Source organism: Micromonospora sp. NBC_00362 (genome assembly GCF_026342155.1).
Classification (GTDB): domain Bacteria; phylum Actinomycetota; class Actinomycetes; order Mycobacteriales; family Micromonosporaceae; genus Micromonospora; species Micromonospora hortensis.
In genome coordinates, this window is sequence record NZ_JAPENH010000001.1 from 4802119 (window position 1) to 4823595 (window position 21477).

Genomic DNA, 21477 nt, shown 5'->3' on the forward strand with positions numbered 1-21477 from the left:
GCGCGGGCGTGGCCGCGCGCGGCGACGGACTCGTCGTACCGTCGGCGCGCGCAGCCACCGCGCGGTCAGAGTCGGGCCAGCGCCCGGCGCAGCGGGTCGAGACCCAGCGCACCCAGGTCCAACGCCTGCCTGTGGAACTCCCGCAGGTCGAAATCGGCGCCCTTGCGGGCCTTCGCGTCCTCGCGGGCCTGGAGCCAGATCCGCTCACCCACCTTGTACGACGGCGCCTGCCCCGGCCAACCCAGGTAGCGGTTCAGCTCGAAGCGCAGGTTCTCGTCCGGGACCCGGCAGTGCGCCCGCATGAACTCCCAGCCCAGTTCGGGCGTCCACCGTTCGCCCGGGTGGAAACCGAACGGATTGTCCTTCGGGATCTCCAGCTCCAGGTGCATGCCGATGTCCACGATCACCCGTGCCGCGCGCATCGCCTGGCCGTCGAGCATGCCCAGCTTGTCGCCCGGATCCTCCAGGTAGCCCAGTTCGTCCATCAGCCGCTCCGAGTAGAGCGCCCAGCCCTCACCGTGCCCGGAGACCCAGCAGAGCAGCCGCTGCCAACGGTTGAGCAGGTCGGCCCGGACGGCGGTCTGCGCCACCTGGAGATGGTGACCCGGCACGCCCTCGTGGTAGACCGTTGTCACCTCTCGCCAGGTGGAGAAGTCGCTGATGCCCTGCGGCACCGCCCACCACATGCGACCGGGGCGGGAAAAATCCTCACTCGGGCCGGTGTAGTAGATGGCCCCGTCGCTGGTCGGCGCGAGGCAGCACTCGATACGGCGGACCTGCTCAGGGATGTCGAAGTGGGTGCCGTGCAGCTCGGTGATCGCCTTGTCGGCCAGCGCCTGCATCCAGTCCCGGAATGCCTCCTTGCCCTGGATGGTCCGGGCCGGGTCGGCGTCCAGCTTGGTCACGGCCTCGTCGACTGTGGCACCGGAGCCGGCGATGCGCCCCGCCACGACCCGCATCTCCGCCTCCAGGCGGGCCAGCTCCGCGAAGCCCCAGGCGTACGTCTCGTCCAGGTCGACCTTGGCACCGAGGAAGTACTGCGAGGCGAGTTCGTAGCGCTCCCGGCCGGCGGCCTGCTTGTCCCGCCCGTGCGGGGCCAGCTCGGTACGCAGGAACTGGCCGAACTCGGCGGTCGCCGCGGTCGCCGCCGCCGCACCCCTACGCAGTTCCGAGCCGAGCGTGCCATCCGCCCCGAGCCGCTCGACCAGCCCGTGGAAGAAGTTGTCACCGGTCGGGTCGACCCAGATGTCGCACTGCTTGGCCACCTCGACCAGCTGCACCTTCGAGCTGACCTCACCGGCGGCGAGCGCCTCACGCAGCGTGGTCTTGTAGCCCTCCAGGGCGGCGCCGAAGCCGTTGAGCCGGGCGGCGATGTTGGCCTGGTCGTCGCTGGTGGCGGTGGGCATCAGGTCGAACACCATGCGGATCTCGTGCAGCCCGCTGGTGATCACGCTGACCTCGCTGGTCACCTCGCCGGCGTCGTACCGGGCGAGGTCCAAGCCGAGTCGTTCCTGCATGGCCTCCTTGGCGGTCCGTTCCGATTCGGTCTCCGGCTCCGTCACCTCCAGTTCGGCGAGGGTCCGGCGGGTGAGGTCCGCGCGCGCCCCGTAGCCGTCGGGCGAGAGGTCGTCGAGCTGGTCGTCATGGCCGGCGATGCCGACGAAGGTGGCGCCGGTGGGGCTCAACGGCGCCCACTCGGCCACGTAGCGGTTGGCGAGTTCATCAATTCGTCCCACGCTGCGACCCTACGTGACCACCCCACCCCCGTGTCGCCGACGTTTGTCGTGTTGGAGCTGCGGTTTCAGGTGCGGCGTGACGGCCGAAAGGCGCGCGACTTTGTCGCACGGTTGCGGCAGAGTGTCAGGGGTGACCACCGATACCACTCCTGACAAGGCACCGGTCCGCGCCTGGCTGCCCGGCTTTGTCGCCCTCGCCGCGATCTGGGGTTCCAGCTTCCTCTTCATCAAGGTCGGGGTGGCCGAGCTGCACCCGGTCCAACTCACCCTCTACCGGGTCGTCGCCGGCGCGTTGACACTTCTCGTGGTCCTTGCCGTGCTGCGCGACCGGCTGCCCCGCGAGCCCCGGGTCTGGGCGCACCTGACGGTCGTCGCCGCCTTCGGTGTGGCAGTGCCGTTCACCCTCTTCGGCTACGGCGAGCAGCGGGTCGAGTCGATGCTGGCCGGCATCTGGAACGCCACCACGCCGTTGATCGTGCTGCCGCTGGCGGTGCTGGTCTTCCGCACCGAGCGGCTCACAGTGCGCCGCGCGGTCGGGCTCGGGCTGGGCTTCGTCGGGGTGCTGGTGGTGCTCGGAGTCTGGGAGGGCATCGGCGGGGCGCACTTCACCGGGCAGCTCATGTGCTTCGGTGCGGCGGCCTGCTACGGCGTGTCCATTCCGTACCAGAAGCGGTTCGTCGCCGGCAGCGCGTACTCGGGTCTGTCGCTCTCCACAGCGCAACTGCTGCTCGCCGCCGCGCAGCTGGCCATCGTCTCCCCCTTCGTCGCCGGCCTGCCGCCGCTGCCCAGCGAACTGTCGGCGGGGGTAGTGGCAAGTGTGCTGGCCCTCGGCGCGCTCGGCACCGGGCTCGCGTTCGTGATCAACATGCGCAACATCCGGCTGGCCGGCGCGAGCACCGCGTCCACGGTCACGTACGTGATTCCGATCTTCGCGGTGCTGATCGGTGCTCTGGCGCTCGACGAACGCCTCAACTGGCACCAACCGGTCGGCGCGCTGATCGTGTTGCTCGGGGTCGCGGTCTCGCAGGGGATGTTCGGTCGCCGCCGGAGCAGCCCGGTCGTCGGTGTCGGCGCTCCGGCCACACTCGCCGCCGAACTCGCCCGCCGCTGACAGACCGCCGCTCGATCAGCGCCGGGCTGGTCACGTGCGGTTGTGCGTCCAGGCCACCAGTTGCTCTGCCGACCAGGTGTTGATCACGCGGTCGGCGGGGACGCCGCAGAGGGCGGCGCGCTCACAGCCGAATCGTTGCCAGTCGAGTTGGCCGGGCGCGTGCGCGTCGGTGTTGATGGCGAAACGGCAGCCAGCCTCCAGGGCGCGGCGGATCAGGCGCTTCGGCGGGTCCTGCCGCTCCGGCCGAGAGTTGATCTCGACGGCGGTGTCGTGCTCGGCGCAGGCGGCGAAGACGGCGTCCGCGTCGAAGTCGCTCTCCGCCCGGGTACGCGCGCGGTGCCCCCGATCGCCCGGACCGGTCACCCCGGCCGGGCGGGACGACACCATCCGGCCGGTGACGTGACCGAGGATGTCCAGGTGCGGGTTGGCGACCGCCTTCAGCATGCGCCGGGTCATCTTCGACCGCTCGTCCTTCAGGCCGCTGTGCACCGACCCGACCACCACGTCGAGCCGCGCCAACAGGTCGTCGTCCTGGTCCAGGGAGCCGTCGGCGAGGATGTCCACCTCGATCCCGGTGAGGATCCGGAAACCCTCGGGCAGCGCCGCGTTGACCTGCGCCACGTGGTCGAGCTGCCGGCGCAGCCGCTCCGCGGTCAGCCCTCGGGCCACCGTCAGCCGAGGCGAGTGGTCGGTCAGCACCAGGTACTCGTGGCCCAACTCCACAGCGGCCAGCGCCATCTCCTCGATGGGTGAGCCGCCGTCGGACCAGTCCGAGTGGGTGTGACAGTCGCCGCGCAGGGCGGCGCGGAGCGCCGTGGCCTCGGCGTCCAGGTCGCTGCCCTCGGTCGCCACCAGCCGGCGGAGGTAGACCGGTTCCTCACCGGCGAGGGACTCCGCCACGCAGCGGGCCGTGACGTCACCGACACCGGCGAGTTCGGTGAGCGTGCCGTTGCCGGCCCGTTCGGTCAGCTCGGCCGCAGGCAGGCCGGCCAGCGCCTTCGCCGCCGACCGGAACGCGCGCACCCGGTAGGTGGCCTCGTTCGCCCGTTCCAACAGGAACGCGATCCGGCGCAGGTCGGCGATGGGATCTCTCGCGCGAGCCATGTCAGGGCGCCTTCGGGCAGCCGTGCCTGCGTTGCCACGCGGTGACCTCGGCGGCTGGCTCCCGGTTGCCGCCGCGCCGCCAGGAGTCCAGGTAACGCGCCGGCCAGATCACCCCACGCCGGATCCACCAGCCGTCCTTGCCCGCGCACGCCGGCGAAATGCCGAAGTGCACATGACACACGTTGTTCGCGTTGCCGGTGCGGCCCACCTTGCCGAGCTGCTGCCCGGCGCGGACCCGCACCCCGGCGTCGACTCCGCTGGTCACCACACTCAGGTGCGAGCCGTAGTAGCGCACCCCGTCGTCGCCGAGCAGTGCTACCGACAGGCCGCCGTTGTTCGGGCCCTGCGGTCCACGCTTGCGGTACCGGTCCACGCGGCTCACCTCCAACACCGTCCCGTCGGTGACCGCCACGAACGGCTTGCCGCAGTCGGCGAAGAGATCCGTCCCCGGGTACGCCCCGTGCGTCGGGTGGTAGTCGACGTTGTCGGCGCGTACCGGAAAGACGTGCTTCAGCCCAGTGCGGGGTGCCGTCGCCGACGGCCTGGCCGACGACGGCGCCGGAGGGCTCGGGTCGGTCGCCGTCGGAGCGGGAGGCTGCGACGCCGGCTGGTCGGCGGTCGCCCAGACCGACGGTGGCGTCGGCGCGGCGCCGTCGGGCACCCCCGGCCGGGTGGTCGCACAGCCGGCGGCCAGCACCGGGGCGAGCAGCAGCAGGATCGGGTACACCGGACGAGCGCGGCGGCTGATCGTCGGCGAGGACATCCGGTCATCCTGGCAGAGCCGGTACCGTGGGCACGAGCGGCACGCGTGAAGGAGGGCAGCGACGGTGACCATTGCCCGACCCGACAGTGGCCCGGATTTCGGTGCCGTCCGCCCGATGCCGCGTACCCCGTCGGGTCTCTTCCCCTCCGGGCCGCCGACGCGGCCCACCTACCGCGAGCCGCACCCGGTCACCGGCGGTGGTGTCGCCACCGGTGGCGGCGCGGCGGCCGGTTGGCTGCTGCTGTTCGGCCTGCTCGGCACCGACGTGGCCAGCTACGCGCGGTGGACGGTGTTCGCCGGCCTGCTGGCCTGGGCCACCGCCCTGGTGCTGGTCCGCTTTGGCGACCGAGGGGTGGCCACCGGGGTCGCCATCGTCACGGCGGGTGGGTGGAGCATCGCCGCCGCCGTGGTGGCGGTCCGCTGGGCCACCAGTGGTGACTGGCCGCTGTGGTGACCGGCGCGGACGGGCCCCGAAACGGCGCTCGGTGACTGCACCGTGTGCCCGGTTGGCTGCGTAGCGAACGCCGTCTTGACGTGGCCGCCGAGACTCGGCACGCTCGGGACCATGGCCTGGACCACTCCCCGGCAGGATCCCGATCGCAATCGCCGTCGACTGCAGTTGCTGGCCGAGTTGGCGGGCGCCCGGGCGGTCCGCCAGCGCAGCCGACCGCAGCGGCAGCGCACCGAGCGTCTGCGCCAGCTCATCGCCACCCGCCGTCGAGTCGTTGGCTGATCCGACTTTGTCAGGAATGACCCGCCCTTCGGGGCGTTGACGGGTCGCCTGCCGACCCGACCGGCTAACGTGCACGCGTAACGAGTCGACGCTGTGTCGAGGGCTATTGGGGGGACCGTGTCGTACTTCGCTGCGGCCGTGGTGCGCGACGACAGTGGCTGGACCGCCGCCGAGGTCAGCCTGCGTGGCGCCACCGACATCGACGAGGTTGCCGACCGGCTGCGTGACGTCGACCAGGAGGCCGACGTGTCGCTGCTCTTCGTCGAGGCCGATGACGCGTACCTGGTGATCCTGCGCCTCGACGAGGGCGAGGACCTGCGGGTGTTCGGTTCGGACTCCGCGTACGCCGAGGAGTCGCAGCTCGGGTCGCTGCTGGTCGGTGACCTGAAGACCTCGGTCACCGGGCTCGACGGTGACGACGAGCCACGCCCGGTGAGCACCGGCGACGAGGAGAGCGAGCAGCCCGTCGTCGACCCGGAGGCAGACCCGGTCGGTGACGCCGACCTGCTGGCCAACCTGGGCATCTCCGCGCAGAAGCTGCTGACCCTCTGCACCCACGAGGGGATGATGCCGGCGGACGTCACAGTCGAGATCTGCCAGGTGCTCGGCTGCGCCGACGAGGTCGAGGAGCTGCGTGAGGTCTGAGCCGGCCGACGCCACCGATCCGTCGCTGGAGTCGATCCGACCAGGCCAGCCGACCCCCGGAGCTGTGGGCCGCGCCGGGCCCGGCGCCCACGAGGGCCTGGCCGACCTGGGCGAGGTCGGCCGACGACAGCGGCACGAGCTGTGGATGCGCCGTGCCCTGGAGATCGCCGTCGCCGGTCCGTCCGTCGACGACGCGGTCAGCACCGACGTCGACGACGTGCCGGTGGGTGCGGTGCTCTACGGGCCGGACGGCACCGAGTTGGCCACCGGACGCAACGAGCGGGAGCTGACCGGCGACCCCACCGCCCACGCCGAGGTGCTGGCCCTGCGCCGAGGCGCCGAGCGCACCGGCCGGTGGCGACTGGACGGCTGCACCCTGGTGGTCACCCTCGAACCGTGCACCATGTGCGCCGGGGCGCTGGTGCTGGCCCGGGTCTCCACAGTCGTGTTCGGCGCGTGGGAGCCCAAGACCGGCGCGGCCGGATCGCTCTGGGACGTGCTGCGGGACCGTCGGCTCAACCACCGCCCCGAGGTCTACGGCGGGGTGCTGGAGGCCGAGACCGCCACCGTCCTGCGCGCGTTCTTCCGCTGAGACCGGGCGGCCGGTCAGACTGGCGGCACTGTGACGGTGACGATCAGACCGCCGTCCGGGCGGGGCTGCGCCTCGGCGGTGCCGCCGTGGGCCCGGGCCACCGCGCGGACGATGGACAACCCCAGCCCGAAGCCCCGCGCGCCGACGACCCGCTCCCGCGACAGCCGTCGGAAGGGCTGGAACATCGTCTCGACGTCGTAGCCGGGGATGACCGGGCCGGTGTTTGTCACGGTGAGGGTGGGCCGGCCGTCGACCAGCCCGGTGCGCACCTCCACCCAACCGTCGGCGGGCAGGTTGTGGCGCAACGCGTTCTCCACCAGGTTGAACGTGAGCCGCTCCAACAGCACCGGGTCGCCGCTGGTCGGCGCCGGAGCCAGGGCCCGCCGAACCCGTACGTCGGGTGCCTGCTTCCCGGCCTGGTCGGTAGTGTGCGCGCAGACTTCGGCCAGGTCGACAGGCGTACGCTCGGTCAGTTCGTTCTCCGAGTCGGCCAGGGTCAGCAGACCGTCGATCAGCCGCTCGTGGCGTTCGTTCACCGCCAGAAGCGACTCGCCCAGTCGCCGGGTCTCCTCCGAAGCGTCCGGGCGGGTGATCGCCAGCTCCACCAGGGCGCGGTTGAGCGCCAGCGGCGTACGCAGCTCGTGCGAGGCGTTCGCCACGAACCGGCGCTGCCCGTCGAAGGAACGGTCCAGCCGTTCCAGCATCTCGTCGAAGGTGTCGGCGAGTTCGCGTACCTCGTCGGGAGGGCCGGTGAGCGCGATCCGCTCGTGCAGACCACGACCGGCGGTGTCCGCGCCGGCGATCCGGCGGGCCGTGCCGGTGATCTGGAGCAGTGGCTGCAACGCCCGACCGGCGAGCAACCAGCCGAACGCGATCGCCACCGTCGACACCACGATCAACGCGATGCCGCCCTGGGTGAGCAGCGACTCCAACGCGTTGCGCTTCGCCTCGTCCTGCACCTCCTGCAACAGGGCGCGCAGGTTGTCGACGTTCTGCCCGCTGGGCGTCGTGGGAGCGGTCTTCGGCAGGTCGCGTAGTTTCACCCCGAACGGCTGCGCCATCCGCTGATCCACCAGCACGTACGTGACGGCGAGCAGGACCACGCCGGCCAACAGGAAGAGCCCACCGTAGATGAGGGTGAGCCGGGCGCGGATCGTGAGGCGTTTCATCGGATCTGGTACCCCGCACCGGGGACCGTCTCGATCACCGGTGGGTCGCCGAGTTTGCGGCGCAGCTTCATGACTGTCACCCGGACCACGTTGGTGAACGGGTCGATGTGCTCGTCCCAGGCGCGTTCCAGCAGGTCCTCGGCGGAGACCACAGCGCCGTCGGCGCGCAACAGCTCGGCCAGCACCGCGAACTCCTTGCGGGACAGCGCCACGTGCCGGTCGTCCCGGCGTACCTCGTGTCGGGCCGGGTCGAGCTGGATGCCGGCGCGACGCAGCGTCGGAGGCGCCGCCGGGCGGGACCGGCGGGTCAGCGCGTGCACCCGGGCCGACAGCTCGACCAGGGCGAACGGCTTGGTCAGGTAGTCGTCGGCGCCGAGCGCCAATCCCGCCACCCGCTCCCGGACCGCCGCCGACGCTGTCAACATCAGCACCCGGGTCTCCCCGCCCGCGTCCACGATCGCCCGGCACACGTCGTCGCCGTGCACCACCGGCAGGTCCCGGTCCAGGACCACCACCGCGTACTCGTTGACGCCGAGCCGTTCCAACGCGGCGTCCCCGTCGTACGCCACGTCGACGGCGAACGACTCCCGGCGCAGCCACTCGGCGATGGCGTCCGCCAGCACGTTCTCGTCCTCGACCACCAGCACTCTCACCCCTCCATGGTGCTCGGGGTGCGGTAACGCCGGCATAACCGCCGACGGTAACGCCGGGGAAACGTCCGCTGCCGTGCACTGGGTGTCACGTTCGGCGAACCGTGCCGGACCTGAGCGGAAGCGGACACCATGCGACGACAGATGCTTGCGATCCCCGTCCTGCTCGCCCTGGCGCTGTCCGGGTGCGGCGCGGGAGGCGACGACGGCGGCGGGGTCGCGACCGCCGGTGGGGCGAAGGCCGAGGCCACGGCGAGCGGCACGCCGGTCAGCGACTCGGAGCGGCAACTCGCCTTCGCCCGGTGCATGCGGGAGAACGGGGTGGACATGCCCGACCCGGAGCCGGGTGGCCGTCCCGGCTTCCGGTTCGGTGCGGACGTGGATCAGCAGAAGGTCCAGGCGGCCATGGAGAAGTGCCAGGACAAGCTGCCCAACGGCGGGCAGGGACCGCAGCTCGACCCCGAGCAGGCCGAGCAGATGCGGACGCTGGCCAAGTGCATGCGGGAGAACGGGGTGCCGGACTTCCCGGACCCGGACGCCGACGGGCGGGTCCGCATCGGGACGGGCGGCAACGCGATCAACATCGGCGACCCGGCCATGAAGGCCGCGCTGGAGAAGTGCCGGCAGCACGCGCCGCAGTTCGGGGCTGGCCGGTGACCGGCACCATCCGACGCTCGCGGCTGCGCGCCGCCGTCACCGGCGGCGTCGTCCTGCTTGTCGCCGCCGTGGGCGTGGTCGCCGCTGTGGGCTTCGGCGGCGGCGCTGACGGGGGCCGCGCCCAGGCCGGCAGCGCACCACCCGCCACCGCCACTGTCACCCGGCAGACCCTCGCCGACTCGGAGACCGCGGACGGCGAGCTGGGGTACGGCGCGACGCGTACCGCCACGGCGAAGCTCAACGGCACCGTCACCGCGCTGACGGCCACCGGTTCGACGGTACGGCGGGGCAAGGCGCTCTACCTGGTCGACAACGAGGAGGTGGTGCTGCTCTACGGCGGGTTGCCCGCGTACCGGACCCTCGCCCCCGGGGTGGAGGGGCCGGACGTCGCGCAGTTCGAGCGGAACCTCGAGGCGCTGGGTTATACCGGCTTCACTGTCGACGACGAGTACACCGGCGCGACAGCGGACGCCGTGCGGGACTGGCAGGAGGACCTGGGCCTGACCGAGACCGGTCGGGTCGAGCCGGGGCGGGTCGTGTACGCCGACCGGGAGGTCCGGGTGGAGGGCCACCAGGTCGACGTCGGCGATCTCACCCAGCCTGGGCAGGCCGTGCTGACGTACACCGGCACCAGCCGGGTCGTCACCGTCGAGTTGGACGTGGACGACCAGCGGTTGGCCAAGCGCGACGCGAAGGTCACCGTGCGGTTGCCGGACGGCCGGTCGGTGGCGGGCACGATCAGCGCTGTCGAGACTGTCGTCCAGGCCGGTGCGACCGGAGCCAACGGGCAGGCCGGCGACGCCGAGACGAAGATCGAGGTGACAGTCGCGGTGACCGACCCGAAGGCCCTGACCGGCTTCGACAAGGCCAGCGCGGACGTCACGTTCACCGTCTCGGAGCGCCGCGACGTGCTCACCGTGCCGGTGGCGGCCCTGTTGGCGCTGGCCGAGGGCGGCTACGGCGTCCAGGTCGCCGAGGGCGACGCGAGCCGAGTCCTCGCGGTGACCACCGGATTGTTCGCGGACGGTCGGGTGGAGGTCACTGGTACGGGCCTCACCGAGGGCACGACGGTGGTGGTGCCGACGTGAGCGGCGAGGTGATCGTGCTCGACCGGGTCAGCAAGCGGTACGCCGGCGGCGTCGTCGCGTTGGACGACGTGTCGCTGCGGATCGGTCACGGCGAGTTGGTCGCTATCGTCGGCCCGTCCGGATCGGGTAAGTCGACGATGCTGCACCTGATCGGCACCCTGGACCGGCCGTCGTCGGGCAGCGTGCTCATCGACGGGTACGACGCGGCGAAGCTGACCGACCGGGAGCTGTCCGCGCTGCGGGCCACCCGGATCGGTTTCGTCTTCCAGCAGTTCCACCTCGCTCCGGGCGTCCCGGTAGTGGACAACGTGGCCGACGGCTTGCTCTACTCCGGCGTACCGCTGCGGCGGCGACGCGAACGGGCGGAGGCCGCGTTGGTCCGGGTCGGCCTGGGCCACCGGTTGGGGCACCGGCCGCACGAGCTGTCCGGCGGGGAACGGCAGCGGGTGGCCGTGGCCCGCGCGGTGGTCGGCGAGCCGGCGGTGCTGCTCGCCGACGAGCCGACCGGCAACCTGGACTCGCACTCCGGTGCCGGGGTGTTGGAGTTGCTGCACGATCTGCACCGGGCCGGAACCACGGTCGTGGTGATCACCCATGACCGGGAGATCGCGGGAAGCCTGCCCCGGCAGGTGCGGATGCGCGACGGCGCGGTGCGACACGACTCGGCCCTCGCGTCGGGCGGGGTCGGCTGATGGCGACGCTGACCCCGGCCCGACTGCGGCCGGCGGACGTCGTACGCGTCGGTGGGGTGGGGCTGCGGACCCGTCCGCTGCGGGCGTTCCTCTCCGCGTTGGGCATCGCGATCGGCATCGCCGCGATGATCGCGGTGGTCGGCATCTCGTCGTCGTCCCGGGCCGAGCTGGACCGGGCACTCGACGCGCTCGGCACCAACCTGCTCACCGTCGCGCCGGGCAGCACCCTGTTCGGCGCCGACGCGCAACTGCCCGAGGAGTCGATCGCGATGATCGGGCGGATCGGCCCGGTGACCGAGGTGTCCGCGACCGGGCAGGTCTCCGACGCCAAGGTGTACCGCTCGGACCGGATCCCGGCGGCGGAGACCGGTGGCATCGCCACTCGGGCGGCCCGGCTGGACCTGCTCGGCACCGTGGGGGCGGAGGTGGCCACCGGCACCTGGCTCAACGAGGCGACCGCTCGCTACCCGGCGGTCGTGCTCGGCGCCACCGCCGCGCAGCGGCTCGGGATCACCTCGGCGGACCCGCAGGTGCAGGTGTGGTTGGGTGGGCGGCCGTTCACCGTGGTCGGCACCCTCGCCGCGGCACCGCTCGCCCCGGAGTTGGACACCTCGGCGCTTGTCGGCTGGGTGGCGGCGGCCGAATACCTGGGCTTCGACGGTCACCCGACCACCGTCTACACCCGGGCGCAGGAGTCGCAGGTCGAGGCGGTCCGGTCGGTGTTGGGCGCGACCACCAACCCGGAGGCGCCGAACGAGGTCGAGGTGTCCCGGCCCTCGGACGCGCTGGCCGCCGCCGAGGCCACCGACGACGCCTTCACCGGGCTGTTGCTGGGCCTGGGCGCGGTCGCCCTGCTGGTCGGTGGTGTCGGCGTGGCGAACACCATGGTGATCTCGGTGCTGGAACGCCGAGCCGAGATCGGTCTGCGCCGTTCGCTTGGCGCCACCCGCGGTCAGGTACGGGCCCAGTTCCTCACCGAGTCGCTGCTGCTCTCCGCGCTCGGCGGGATCGGTGGGGTGGTGTTGGGCATCCTGGTCACAGCGGGCTACGCGCTGTCGCAGGACTGGCCGACGGTGGTGCCGGCCTGGGCGATGCTCGGCGGGGTGGGCGCGACGCTGGTCATCGGCGGCTTCGCCGGCCTCTACCCGGCGGTGCGCGCCGCCCGACTCGCGCCGACGGAGGCGCTGGCCGCCGTGTGACCGGCGTGGCGCGGGCCGGTTGGCGTGGCTCGGTTGGGCCGGCGTGGCTCGGTCGGGCCGGCGGGGGACGGCGTGATGCGAAAGAGCGTGATGACTGTGCGGCATATTGATGCCTCACAGTCATCACGCTCGTCGCGGTGACGCCGCCCGGACGGGTCAGGCGATGATCGTGTCGAGGGCGATCTCGACCATCTGGCTGAAGGTCTGCTCGCGCTCCTCCGAGGTGGTCTTCTCACCGGTCTTGATGTGGTCGCTGACTGTCAACACGGTCAGCGCGCGGGCCTTGAACCGGGCGGCGATCGTGTAGAGCGCCGCCGACTCCATCTCCACCGCCAGCACGCCGTAGTCGGCGAGGGTGTCGTACAGGTCCGGCCGGTCGGTGTAGAAGGCGTCCGCCGCCAGGATCGGCCCGACGTGCATGGTGATGCCGCGTCGCTCGGCCACCTCGACCGACGTACGCAGCAGCCCGAAGTCGGCCACCGGGGCGTAGTCGATCAGCCCGTCGAAACGCATCCGGTTCATGTTCGAGTCGGTGGACGACCCGATCGCGGCCACCACGTCCCGCAGTTGCAGGTCGGTGCTGAGGGCGCCACAGGAGCCGACCCGAATCAGCGTCTTCACGCCGTACTCGTTGATCAACTCGTGGGCGTAGATGGAGGCCGACGGCATGCCCATGCCGGAGCCCTGGACGGAAACCTCGACGCCGTTCCAGCGGCCGGTGAAGCCCAGCATGCCCCGAACCGTCGAGTAGCAGGTGGCGCCCTCGAGGTAGGTCTCCGCGATCCACTTGGCCCGCAGGGGGTCACCCGGCATCAGGACCCGCTCGGCGATCTCGCCCGGCTTCGCGCCGATGTGCGTACTCATGGCAAAGATCCTGCCAGGCCGGCCCGGGCGATACCGGTTCGGCGTCGGAACCGGCGGTCCTGTACCCTCGTCGGCGGTGGCGTGTCCGAGCGGCCTAAGGAGCACGCCTCGAAAGCGTGTGAGGGTTAACGCCCTCCGAGGGTTCAAATCCCTCCGCCACCGCTCTGTAACAGGCGAAACGCCCGGCGACTCTCCGTGAGTCACCGGGCGTTTCTCCGTGGTGGTCTCAGTTCTGGTCTCAGTTGCGTTCATGACGCCTTGCTGAGGACTCCGGCCGCCCCATCGTCCGGGTCGTTGTTGGCGGTCTCCGGCGGTTGCCAGAGCAGCCCGCCGACCCGCTTCGCCACGTCCCGGCGAACCTGTCCGGTGAGGTGCTGGTAGCGGCGTGCCATGCCGGAGTCCGACCACCCCATGATGCCCATCACGGCGCGCTCGGCCACGCCGAGGATCAGTAGCACAGTTGCCGCGGTGTGCCGGGCATCGTGGAGCCGCCCATCGCGCAGTCCAGCGCGGATTAGCAGCCGCTTCCATTCGGTGTAGTCGGTACGCGGGTTGACCGGGCCGCCGGTCGGTGTGGTGAACAGATAGCGGGTATCCGTCCAGAGTTGCGCGGCCTTTTCGCGCTCGGCGTCCTGTTCTTCCCGATGCAGGCGTAGCAGGTCAACCAGGGGATCCGGAATTCCGATACTGCGCCGCCCGGCCCGTGATTTCGTGTCGGCGGTTTCCGTACGTAGCGGCTGCCGATCCGGGCAGTGACCGCCGAACTTCCGCCCGCAGGGTTTCGCGCAACCGTGCTTCCATTTGGGGCGCTGCCGCGCGCGGCGGACGGTAAGCGTCCCGCCGTTCAGGTCTACGTCATCCCATTTCAATCCCAGCACTTCGCCTTGCCGTAGTCCGAGTGCAAGCGCGATTGCCCATCGCGCGCTATTTCGCCGTTCGCTCGCGGCAAGCAATAACCTTTGCACGTCCTCTACCGAGTACGGTTCTACCTCTTCGTCTTCGAGGCGCGGCGCTTTCGCCAGGCTGGCGGCGTTGCGCACGATGTGTTGCCGGCGCACCGCCTCGTTAAGGGCAGTCCGTAGGGTGCGGTGGGCCTGGTGGGCGGTGGCGGCGGCGCTGCCCGCGGCCTGCATTTTTCGGGTCAGCTTCTCCACGTGTTCGGGTTGCAGCTTCTCCAGGCGGTGCGCGCCGAGTCCGGGAATCAGGTGCCGGTACACGGCGACCCGGTAGCCGGCGATCGTGTTTTCGCGAACGGCCGGCGCGGCGATGTTCTCCACCCAGTGTGTAAGCCACGTCTTGACCGTCCACGGCTGTCCCGCCTTGCGGACGGTGCCCTTGTCGCGGTCGCGCTCCAAATCGCGCACCTTGCGAGTAACGATGGCCTCGGTCTTACCTCGGACGTGGCGGCGGTCGGGGCTGCCGTCGTCCTTGGTGCCAACGGTCACGCGGCCGTGCCAATGCCCGTCGCTGCCCTGGTAAATGCTCGATGCCCCGTTTGGTTTGCGCTTTCCCATGAATTCCTAGCCTTTCCTAGGCGGCGTTTGGCAAGGTAGTCGAGTCGGTCAGAAGGTTTTGGACGTACTCGTCGAGGCAGAAGGCGGGAACCCGGCGGAGGCGACCGATCGTCACGGTTCGAATCTGGCCGGTCTTGACGAGCGCGTACATCGTCGTGCGGCCGATTCCGAGACGCTGTGCGGCCTGTTCGATGGTCAGGACAATGCGGGTGTCGGTGGTCGTCACTTCTGCCCCCTCGGAATGGCGTCGAGGTAAATCCGGTGGCGGGTAGAGGGTGGCCGGTCGGAGTCAGGCCGGCTGACGTGTCGAATGGTGAGCACGTGGACAAGCGCTGCGAGGGTGGCGGCGGTTTCGGTCAGGGTGCCGTGCAGCCTGATGCGCATCGTGGATGCCTTTCGGGCCGTGCTGGTCAGTTGTGGACACTCGGGGTGGTGGTGCGGCAGGGCGGCGTAGGGCGGGCCGCTGAGAGCGCCGTATAGCCAAGATTTGCGATGGGTTGGGGTTAGGCCATGCATCGATCTGGCTGTGTGGCTCTCAGCGGGTCGCGGTCTTGGGTCGGCGGCGCCCGGCCGGTTGTTCCGCTGAGAGCGGCTGAACCATCTCCGCATCTCCGCATCTCCGCAAACATGGCTGCGAGCTGGGCAAATGCTTGCGGAGATGGAGCGGGGTGGTGAGGGGTCATCTCCGCAAGAGGTGGGATCTCCGCAGTTGGTTGCGGAGATGCGGAGACTGGTGTTCTTCTCTGGTCTGATCTCCGCAGGGTGTTTTACCTGGTGGTGAGGGTCGGTGCGGCGTTGCGGAGATGCGGAGATGGTTCAGCGGGTTTCACCCCTCGTGCCGCTCGACCCAGAAGACGGACCGGTCGCCTCGGTCGTTGCGGCCGGCGCGGACGACGTGCTCACCGCGCCACCGCCCGGCCTGCCCGGTCAGCAGTCGGCCGAGTTGCAGCGGGTTAGGTAGCCGGCCGTTGTGGGTGGTGATGAACTGCCCATCCCACGGGTCGTTGACGTCGCTGCCGAGGTGCATGGGCTCGCCGTCTTGCCGCAGATCGGCGGCGGTCATCGCACGGCCGCCGTGGCGGTCGTGCCAGCAGGTGAGGAACGCGCGCCAGCGCGTTTCGTCTTCATCGATCTCACGGATATCGGCGGCGTTGGTCAAGAACCCGTCGATGCCGTGGTGAGCGAGGAACCCGCCGAGGGCTTGCGCCCACGGGGTGAACTGCCGCATCGACAACCCCGACACCCGGGGTGCTCCCCGCCTTGTCCAGTCGAGCACCAGCACGAGCAGGTGCCACAGGACGGTGAGTTGGTTAGCCGGGTCGGTGATCCACTGGTCAAGGTGGGGGATGCCGAACCCGCGTTGGTCGCGCAGTTCGGGGCGGGGCATGTCCGGGTCGAGCCGCACCCGCACGGTGCGGGAGGCCATGTCCCCGCCAACCTGGAGGTTGTTGCCGGTGGCCATCCACAGCCGGTCGTTGACGGTGGCGACGTTGCGCGACGCACCTAGCTGCCGGTCGGACCACACGCCGGAGGTGACGAGCTGGGCGAGCACGGCCGAGTCGATGACGGTGCCCTCGGCCAGGTTGTCCCAGATCACCACGCCGACCTGCTCGGCCAGCACCGCCGTGATGGACTTGCGCAACTCTTCGTCGGAGTAGGCCCAGGTCATGACGCGCTGCCCGTAGAGCATCCCCGGCCCCGCCGTGAGGATCGTCTTACCCGATGAGGGCATGGTCGCATCGATCAACGCGAACGGGGTCAGGGAGCGGGTGAAGTGCCGCAGGATCGGCGTGGCCAGCAGCGCCACATAGTTCGCCCGGTCCGCCGGACTAGACCACGGGAAGTCACGCAGGAACCGATCCAGCAGGAACGTGCGCGCCTCGTCGACCTGCGCCCGGGTCGGTTCGTCCGGCACCGGGGGAAGCGCCACCTTAGACGCCAGGTAGAGGCCGGTCGCCGGGTCGTAGCCCGGTTGCTGCAACAGGGTGCCGTCCCGCCGCAGCACCGGAGCGCCGATGATCCCGCGGAGCGGCGGCACGCCCGGCCACGTCTTCCCGGCCAGCACCGACGACAGGATGTCCCGGGGCGGGGTCACCTCGTCTTCGTAGACCTCGGGATCTCCGGTGTCGCTCTTGCGGGTCTTGAGCCGGTACACGTAGGCGTGCTCGGCCAGCAGCCCGGCCAGGCCGGCGGGGTTGACCATGCTGGCCGACACCGGCAGCGGGGAGTCCTCGTCGGCGGCGGTGGCCAGGCCGCCGGAGACGGCTTCCATGTGCACGAGGGAGCCTGCGGATACGTAGGTGTCGGGTAGCAGCCCGTCGACCAGCGCCGCTTTGAGCACGCGGATCGTTTCGGGGCCGGACCCGATCTGCAACCGGGTGCTCATGCCGCCCTCCCCGCCCTGGCCAGGGTGCGCGGGTTGTTCGCCCCGGTCCGCAGTCCGGACGCGATCGTGCGGGCGACCTCCCCGGCGGGCAGGCCGAGCGACAGCGCGGCGGGTTCCAACACGGTGCTCACGTCGGTGTCGGTGAGCGCTCCCCCGGCGACGAGTTGCCCGAGCGCCACCGCTGAGGCGAACAGGGCGTGATTGCGCTGCCCCTCAGCGGCGGCGGCGAGGTGGGCGACCTGGCGGCGGATCGCTGCTGCGAGATACGCACCGCGCCGGTCCGGCGGCAGCGCCACCGGGGCGGGCCGGTGCGCGGGTCGCGGGGCCGGGGCGAGCAGCCCGGCCACCCACGCGGGCAGGGGTGCCGGGTCGCAGTCCAGCGCCACTTCGTAGGGGCGACCGGCGACGGTGCTTGCGGCGCCCACGACGTAGCCACCGTGAGCGCGGGTGTCGACCTTCCACCCCAACCCGCCCCGGTCGCCGGTCGTGTTGCGCAACGCCGTACCGGCGGCGGGGTGGCGGTAGTAGAGGTGACTGCCGCCGCTGGCCGTGGTCACGGTGTACGTGGCGTCGATGCCGCCGTGCCGGTTGGCGAGGGCGGCGAACACGTCCAGGCCGTCACACGCCCCGGCCCACTGTGGCGGCGGGGTGTCGTCGGCGTGCTTGGGCACGTCGAGGTCGACCACGACCAGCCCGGACGGGCCGCAGGCAATGCCAACGCCGTAGGGGCGGGTCGACCACGCCCGGCGGATACGGCCGGGGTTGGTGGTGGCGCGTTCCTCCCACCCGACGTGACGGCCGGCGGCACGGCAGCGCGGATCGGCGCGGGTGCAGCACTCGGCGGTGCAGCGGTTCGGGAACGCTGGCCGTTTGGCCGCATCCGGGTTGTCGGGCTGATCGTCAGGACGCAGGGGAAAGACGTGCCAGCCGCGCGCAGCGTGCGCGAGCGCGGCGGTCAACAGGTCAGGCATGGGGCATCTCCCAAAGGTTCGCGGGGATGGGTCAGGCCGGGCGGCGCTGGGCGCGGGCGGCAGCGAGGTCGATCAGCGCACCGCCGGAGGCGTCCGCCGGGCCGGTGGGCCGCTGCCGGCCAGCAGTGACGCTCAGGCGCAGATAGAGCCGGTAGCGGCCGGCGTCGCTGCCGGTCAGCGGCCGGCGGGTGCCGTGCTGCGTGAGGTGCCCGGCGCCGACCAGCGCGGCAGTAACGGCGTCCAACTCGGCGGGCGTGCCGGTGAGCCAGACCTCCAACCCGGACAGCCGGGCGTCACGCGGGGATGGGCCGTCGCGGCGCGCGGCGGGCATCAGGCGGCCCGCCGAGGTCGGGGACGGCCCGCGACCGCGGCGCGGGTCACGGTTTCCCGCAGGTCACCGAGCAGCCCGACCAACTGTCGACGCGCGGCCGACTCGGACGGTGCGAGCGCCACGCGGATGCGCACCTCGGCGTGCTCCCGCCCTGCGGCGGTGCGGACCCTGACGAGGACGGCGCGGGAGCGGCCGGCGACGTCGACCAGGATCTCGTCGGATCGGTGCTCGCCGAGGCCGCAGCGGTGATCCTTGCCGCACCATTCGGTGTGTCCGTCGCGGGGTCGGCGGGTCATTGGTTGCCGGCCCGGTATTCGGTGCGGATGTGCTCGATCAGCCGGCGGCCGACACGGACGCGTTTGCCGGTGGCGGCACAGCGGCGGCACTCGCGGGTCAGGCGGCGGACGATCAGCCCGGGGCGCTGGCCGGCTCCCTTGCAGCGGTGGCAGCGGCCGAACGGGGACGCGTAGCAGAGGATCAGGTACCACGTTGCGTAACCGGCGAGGGTGAGGCTAGCTAGCAGGGCGAGGGTGACCACGATTCGCCTCCTGGGGCCGTTTTCAGGGTGAGCAGGGCCAACGCCGCTAGGTGCTAGGGCGCTGGCCAGGAAATGTTTGTGTCGCTAGCGGTGCCGCTAGGTCTAGCGGTGCTGGCCGCTAGACCTAGCGGCGGATCGTGGGCTACTTGGTCTTGCCGTTACCCGCTTCGCGGTCACGCTTGGTGATCGCTGTGAGGATGTCGGCGCGGTGGAAGCCCTTGCGGTTGCCGGACTCGCCGGTGTCGGTGTCCTCGCCCCAGCACTGCTTCGTGCTCAGCCCGTGGGCCTTGAGCGCTTCGCGGAGTTGGTCGGCGGTGAACCCGGCGTACACGTCGGGCCGCAGCGCGGCGAGACGCTTCACGATCACGGTCGACCACAGCTTCGGCTCAGCCTCGGCCATGACCCCGGCGACGTCCTCAAGGATCGTGTCCCGCCGCACGGCGGTGGTGTCGAGCACGACCCCGGCGGCGTGGCCGGTGATGTTGCCGTAGCGCTCCCGCGCCTTGCGGGCGCGGGTGACGATCGCCTCGGCGGCCGGGCCGTCGATCTCGAACGTCTTGAGGATGACCGGCTCGTCACCCTCACCGGCCAGGTAGCCGATGCCCTTGTCCCGGCGGGAGAACATCGTCGCCCGGATGCCGTTGCGGTACATCGACGTGCCCAACACCATGTCGTTCTCGGTCTGTCCCATGACCTTGAGGCAGAACCGCAGCACCGCGTTCGCGGAGATGCCGGTCGGCAGGCTCTTGGCGTCCGGGCGCTGGGTGGCCAGCTTGAGCATGATCCCGACGGCCGGGCCACGCCGAACGAGGTCTTCGCAGATGTCCTCGATTTCCGCGCCGTACTTCGGGTGCTCAAAGCCTCGCTGGCACTCGTCGATCCCGATGCCGATCGGGTGCAACCCCAACTTGCGGTTGTTGGCCAACTCGTCGGTGACCTTGTTTTCCGGGCACAGGTCACGCGGCAGATCCCGAATCACCTTCGTGCGGCGGCGCATCTCCGCATGGACCTCGCGCAACGCGGTGACCAGGTACACGATGTCGTCTTCGTCGTCACCGGCCCGGTAGGCGTGGCAGACCGGCTCCAGGGGCGACAGGTCGCCGGTGCCCTTGAGGTCGAACGCCAGCACCCACGACCGGGGGTCGAGGGCGACCAGCAGCAGCGCCAACCGCAGCGCGAACGTCTTCCCGAACCGGGGCAACGCACCAATGATCATTGACGCGTACATGAGGGTGATGGTGGCCAGCGCGCCGCGCGGGTCGGTGCCGAACGGCTGAGCCTTGAACAGGTTCACCGTGCCGGAGGTGAGCAGCGGGAACGGCTTCTGCTTCGCGCGGCTCATGTCCTTGTCCGCGACGAACAGCACGAGGCGGCCCGGGTGCACGTCGGCGTTGGCGGTCGGCCACACGCACCCCAGCGGCCGGGTGAGCGCACCCGCCAGTTCTTCGCGCTTCTCGATCACGGCCGAGGCGACCACGCCGCGAGGTAGCTCCACCTCGGCGCGCCAGCCGACGCCGTTCTCCCGCGCGATGGGCGCGGGGAACCACCGCTTGCCGTTGTCGCCACGGCGGATCGCGGCGTCGATGCCCGGAATCCGCAGCGACGCCAGGGCCGTGAACACCTCCGTGCTGGTCAGCGGCGCGGCGTCGGTACGCACCACGGCGGTGTCGAGCAGCGGCCGATCCGCCGGAGCGCCGAGCACCCCGAACACCAGCAGCACCACCGCGAGCGCGGCCACCTGAACGGCGGTGGTCGCGAGTAGCAGCACGCCGAGGCCAGCGACCAGCAGCACGGCCAGCAGCACGGCGGTGAGGCCGCGCCAGCGCACCCGCCGATCCCGACGCCGCGACAGCGTCTCGTACGTCTTGGCCTCTTCCGGCTTCGTGACGGCGGCGCGGACCACGGCTTGCCGGACCGGCTCGCCTTCCAGGTCGAACAGCCACCGCCCGTACCCGCCGACCACCCGGCCGAGGCCGAACGGGGCACGCCAGGCCAGCTTCGCGGCGTACTTCGGCACCCGCAGCCCGTGGTAGAGCACACCGTGCCCCGCCAGGCCGGTAGCCCACGTCAGGTTGCCGGCGAACTCGGAACGCGAGCGCAGCCAGCCCGGCAGAATCGGCCGGCGCTGCGCGTCGCGAAACCCCGCGAGGGTGAACCGCGGCCGGCGCTGCGCGCCGATGCTGTCCACCATCACCGAGCCACCCTCGCCCGGGTCGGCGTCGAGGTCGTCGGGGTCGGGGTCGTCGGTGCCGGCGCGGCGGGCGCGGGCGGCGTCCAGGTCGACCACCTCGGCATCCGGGCCGTCGGGGTCGGTCAGGTCCGCCTCGGCGGCCTGCCAGTCGAAGCGGTCGTCTCCTTGGGGGGAGGTCATGATGGGTGTTCCTCCATCTGATCCGTGAGGGTCGGGGGTTGAGGGCCGGCGGCGCGGCCGGGTTGTCGAGGCCGTGAGGCCGCGCCGCCGGGCGGGGTCAGGGACGCGACGGGCGGGTCGCGATGGCGGTCACCGCGAACGCGACCGTGCCGACCGCGTGCAGCGCACGGCTCGTGGTGTCGTCGGCGGTGAACATCAGCACGAGGTTGGCCAGGGCCAGGACGTTGAACAGGTGCCAGATACGCATCGGTCGCATGAGCCTTTCCGGGTGAGGTGCGGCTAGCGGCTGGTGGTGGGCGGGCAGTCGCCGCAGGTCGTGGGCGGTTTGGCGTTGCCCCACAACGTGGCGTAGTGCTTGCCGCA

General features: G+C 71.2%; 24 protein-coding genes and 1 tRNA gene. 10 read left to right on the forward strand and 15 right to left on the reverse strand.

What is annotated here, in order from left to right; translation table 11 throughout:
- Nucleotides 1-65: 65 nt before the first annotated feature.
- Nucleotides 66-1736 carry a DUF885 domain-containing protein gene (locus OG992_RS22070; protein WP_238684864.1) on the reverse strand — a complete coding sequence of 557 codons (1671 nt, stop codon included), beginning with the start codon at nucleotides 1734-1736 and terminating at the stop codon, nucleotides 66-68.
- Nucleotides 1737-1866: 130 nt separating this feature from the next.
- Between OG992_RS22070 and OG992_RS22075 the strand changes: the two genes are divergently transcribed.
- Complete coding sequence (locus OG992_RS22075; RefSeq protein WP_266304190.1) at nucleotides 1867-2847, forward strand: DMT family transporter; 981 nt, start codon at nucleotides 1867-1869, stop codon at nucleotides 2845-2847.
- Between the two features lie 30 nt (nucleotides 2848-2877).
- Here OG992_RS22075 and OG992_RS22080 read toward each other — a convergent pair whose 3' ends face one another.
- Together OG992_RS22080 and OG992_RS22085 are read right to left on the reverse strand one after the other, a co-directional pair.
- Nucleotides 2878-3951, reverse strand: coding sequence for a PHP domain-containing protein (locus tag OG992_RS22080; protein WP_266304191.1), 1074 nt, complete (start codon nucleotides 3949-3951; stop codon nucleotides 2878-2880).
- Nucleotide 3952: 1 nt separating this feature from the next.
- Nucleotides 3953-4714: a M23 family metallopeptidase gene (locus tag OG992_RS22085; protein WP_266304192.1), complete on the reverse strand. Its 762-nt coding sequence runs from the start codon at nucleotides 4712-4714 to the stop codon at nucleotides 3953-3955.
- Nucleotides 4715-4829: 115 nt separating this feature from the next.
- On the opposite strand from OG992_RS22085, the gene OG992_RS22090 reads away from it, so the two are divergent.
- The 4 genes from OG992_RS22090 to OG992_RS22105 all read left to right on the forward strand — a co-directional run bounded on the left by OG992_RS22090 (nucleotide 4830) and on the right by OG992_RS22105 (nucleotide 6684).
- Nucleotides 4830-5168: a hypothetical protein gene (locus OG992_RS22090; RefSeq protein ID WP_238684876.1), complete on the forward strand. Its 339-nt coding sequence runs from the start codon at nucleotides 4830-4832 to the stop codon at nucleotides 5166-5168.
- A gap of 111 nt (nucleotides 5169-5279) precedes the next feature.
- On the forward strand, nucleotides 5280-5447 hold the full coding sequence (locus tag OG992_RS22095; RefSeq protein WP_167362451.1) for a hypothetical protein: 168 nt from the start codon (nucleotides 5280-5282) through the stop codon (nucleotides 5445-5447).
- 117 nt (nucleotides 5448-5564) lie between these two features.
- Nucleotides 5565-6092, forward strand: coding sequence for a tRNA adenosine deaminase-associated protein (locus tag OG992_RS22100; RefSeq protein WP_238684860.1), 528 nt, complete (start codon nucleotides 5565-5567; stop codon nucleotides 6090-6092).
- A gap of 145 nt (nucleotides 6093-6237) precedes the next feature.
- A complete protein-coding gene (locus tag OG992_RS22105) occupies nucleotides 6238-6684 on the forward strand; it encodes a nucleoside deaminase (RefSeq protein WP_266305254.1) in 447 nt (148 codons plus the stop codon).
- 14 nt (nucleotides 6685-6698) lie between these two features.
- Here the strand turns inward: OG992_RS22105 and OG992_RS22110 are convergent, their stop codons facing one another.
- Together OG992_RS22110 and OG992_RS22115 are read right to left on the reverse strand one after the other, a co-directional pair.
- Nucleotides 6699-7853, reverse strand: a complete 1155-nt coding sequence (locus tag OG992_RS22110; RefSeq protein ID WP_266304193.1) for a HAMP domain-containing sensor histidine kinase — start codon at nucleotides 7851-7853, stop codon at nucleotides 6699-6701.
- Nucleotides 7850-8506 carry a response regulator transcription factor gene (locus OG992_RS22115; RefSeq protein WP_181518658.1) on the reverse strand — a complete coding sequence of 219 codons (657 nt, stop codon included), beginning with the start codon at nucleotides 8504-8506 and terminating at the stop codon, nucleotides 7850-7852. The genes OG992_RS22110 and OG992_RS22115 overlap by 4 nt, the downstream gene beginning before the upstream one ends.
- Before the next feature lie 141 nt (nucleotides 8507-8647).
- On the opposite strand from OG992_RS22115, the gene OG992_RS22120 reads away from it, so the two are divergent.
- Genes OG992_RS22120 through OG992_RS22135 form a run of 4 tightly spaced genes read left to right on the forward strand, consistent with a single transcriptional unit; the run spans nucleotide 8648 to nucleotide 12139 of the window.
- A complete protein-coding gene (locus OG992_RS22120) occupies nucleotides 8648-9160 on the forward strand; it encodes a hypothetical protein (RefSeq protein WP_266304194.1) in 513 nt (170 codons plus the stop codon).
- Complete coding sequence (locus OG992_RS22125) at nucleotides 9157-10248, forward strand: peptidoglycan-binding domain-containing protein (RefSeq protein WP_266304195.1); 1092 nt, start codon at nucleotides 9157-9159, stop codon at nucleotides 10246-10248. The genes OG992_RS22120 and OG992_RS22125 overlap by 4 nt, the downstream gene beginning before the upstream one ends.
- An 8-nt stretch (nucleotides 10249-10256) precedes the next feature.
- Nucleotides 10257-10940, forward strand: a complete 684-nt coding sequence (locus OG992_RS22130; RefSeq protein WP_211326764.1) for an ABC transporter ATP-binding protein — start codon at nucleotides 10257-10259, stop codon at nucleotides 10938-10940.
- Nucleotides 10940-12139, forward strand: a complete 1200-nt coding sequence (locus OG992_RS22135; RefSeq protein WP_266304196.1) for an ABC transporter permease — start codon at nucleotides 10940-10942, stop codon at nucleotides 12137-12139. The genes OG992_RS22130 and OG992_RS22135 overlap by 1 nt, the downstream gene beginning before the upstream one ends.
- A gap of 156 nt (nucleotides 12140-12295) precedes the next feature.
- On the opposite strand, the gene deoD is transcribed toward OG992_RS22135, so the two are convergent.
- Entirely contained in the window at nucleotides 12296-13003 is a 708-nt protein-coding gene (gene deoD / locus OG992_RS22140; RefSeq protein WP_074315244.1) for a purine-nucleoside phosphorylase, read from the reverse strand.
- 75 nt (nucleotides 13004-13078) lie between these two features.
- On the opposite strand from deoD, the gene OG992_RS22145 reads away from it, so the two are divergent.
- Nucleotides 13079-13165: transfer RNA gene (locus OG992_RS22145), tRNA-Ser, on the forward strand.
- A gap of 86 nt (nucleotides 13166-13251) precedes the next feature.
- On the opposite strand, the gene OG992_RS22150 is transcribed toward OG992_RS22145, so the two are convergent.
- The 9 genes from OG992_RS22150 to OG992_RS22190 all read right to left on the reverse strand — a co-directional run bounded on the left by OG992_RS22150 (nucleotide 13252) and on the right by OG992_RS22190 (nucleotide 21361).
- Nucleotides 13252-14517, reverse strand: coding sequence for a site-specific integrase (locus OG992_RS22150; RefSeq protein ID WP_266304197.1), 1266 nt, complete (start codon nucleotides 14515-14517; stop codon nucleotides 13252-13254).
- A gap of 16 nt (nucleotides 14518-14533) precedes the next feature.
- Entirely contained in the window at nucleotides 14534-14743 is a 210-nt protein-coding gene (locus tag OG992_RS22155; protein WP_266304198.1) for a helix-turn-helix domain-containing protein, read from the reverse strand.
- Between the two features lie 600 nt (nucleotides 14744-15343).
- Nucleotides 15344-16903, reverse strand: a complete 1560-nt coding sequence (locus tag OG992_RS22160; RefSeq protein ID WP_266304199.1) for a hypothetical protein — start codon at nucleotides 16901-16903, stop codon at nucleotides 15344-15346.
- Nucleotides 16900-17874 carry a bifunctional DNA primase/polymerase gene (locus OG992_RS22165; RefSeq protein ID WP_266304200.1) on the reverse strand — a complete coding sequence of 325 codons (975 nt, stop codon included), beginning with the start codon at nucleotides 17872-17874 and terminating at the stop codon, nucleotides 16900-16902. Before OG992_RS22165 ends, OG992_RS22160 begins: the two co-directional genes overlap by 4 nt.
- 31 nt (nucleotides 17875-17905) lie before the next feature.
- Complete coding sequence (locus OG992_RS22170) at nucleotides 17906-18205, reverse strand: hypothetical protein (RefSeq protein WP_266304201.1); 300 nt, start codon at nucleotides 18203-18205, stop codon at nucleotides 17906-17908.
- Entirely contained in the window at nucleotides 18205-18501 is a 297-nt protein-coding gene (locus OG992_RS22175; RefSeq protein WP_266304202.1) for a hypothetical protein, read from the reverse strand. Before OG992_RS22175 ends, OG992_RS22170 begins: the two co-directional genes overlap by 1 nt.
- Entirely contained in the window at nucleotides 18498-18743 is a 246-nt protein-coding gene (locus tag OG992_RS22180) for a hypothetical protein (protein WP_266304203.1), read from the reverse strand. The genes OG992_RS22175 and OG992_RS22180 overlap by 4 nt, the downstream gene beginning before the upstream one ends.
- Before the next feature lie 142 nt (nucleotides 18744-18885).
- Entirely contained in the window at nucleotides 18886-21114 is a 2229-nt protein-coding gene (locus OG992_RS22185) for a cell division protein FtsK (protein ID WP_266304204.1), read from the reverse strand.
- A 97-nt stretch (nucleotides 21115-21211) separates the two neighbouring features.
- Nucleotides 21212-21361, reverse strand: a complete 150-nt coding sequence (locus tag OG992_RS22190) for a hypothetical protein (protein ID WP_266304205.1) — start codon at nucleotides 21359-21361, stop codon at nucleotides 21212-21214.
- Between the last annotated feature and the right edge of the window lie 116 nt (nucleotides 21362-21477).